Origin of the sequence: Bacillus cereus group sp. N14 (assembly GCF_016483555.1) — a bacterium.
Lineage (GTDB): Bacteria > Bacillota > Bacilli > Bacillales > Bacillaceae_G > Bacillus_A > Bacillus_A wiedmannii.
Genome location: NZ_JAEHBQ010000055.1, coordinates 1 through 783, shown reverse-complemented (window position 1 = coordinate 783; position 783 = coordinate 1). Strand labels below are relative to the sequence as shown.

Below are 783 nucleotides of genomic sequence, written 5' to 3'. Positions count from 1 at the left end.
GGTTAAGTCCTCGATCTATTAGTATTCGTCAGCTCCACATGTCACCATGCTTCCACCTCGAACCTATCAACCTGATCATCTTTCAGGGATCTTACTAGCTTACGCTATGGGAAATCTCATCTTGAGGGGGGCTTCATGCTTAGATGCTTTCAGCACTTATCCCTTCCGCACATAGCTACCCAGCTATGCCCTTGGCAGAACAACTGGTACACCAGCGGTGCGTCCATCCCGGTCCTCTCGTACTAAGGACAGCTCCTCTCAAATTTCCTACGCCCACGACGGATAGGGACCGAACTGTCTCACGACGTTCTGAACCCAGCTCGCGTACCGCTTTAATGGGCGAACAGCCCAACCCTTGGGACCGACTACAGCCCCAGGATGCGATGAGCCGACATCGAGGTGCCAAACCTCCCCGTCGATGTGGACTCTTGGGGGAGATAAGCCTGTTATCCCCGGGGTAGCTTTTATCCGTTGAGCGATGGCCCTTCCATGCGGAACCACCGGATCACTAAGCCCGACTTTCGTCCCTGCTCGACTTGTAGGTCTCGCAGTCAAGCTCCCTTATGCCTTTGCACTCTACGAATGATTTCCAACCATTCTGAGGGAACCTTTGGGCGCCTCCGTTACACTTTAGGAGGCGACCGCCCCAGTCAAACTGCCCACCTGACACTGTCTCCCGGGTCGATAAGACCCGTAGGTTAGAATTTCAATACATTCAGGGCGGTATCCCACCAGCGCCTCCACCGAAGCTAGCGCTCCGGTTTCAATGGCTCCCGCCTATCC

1 rRNA gene is annotated in these 783 nt (G+C 54.7%); it reads right to left on the bottom strand.

Annotation, left to right across the window (positions count from 1 at the left end):
- Positions 1–783, bottom strand: a 23S ribosomal RNA gene (locus JDS82_RS28975); the annotation flags it as partial.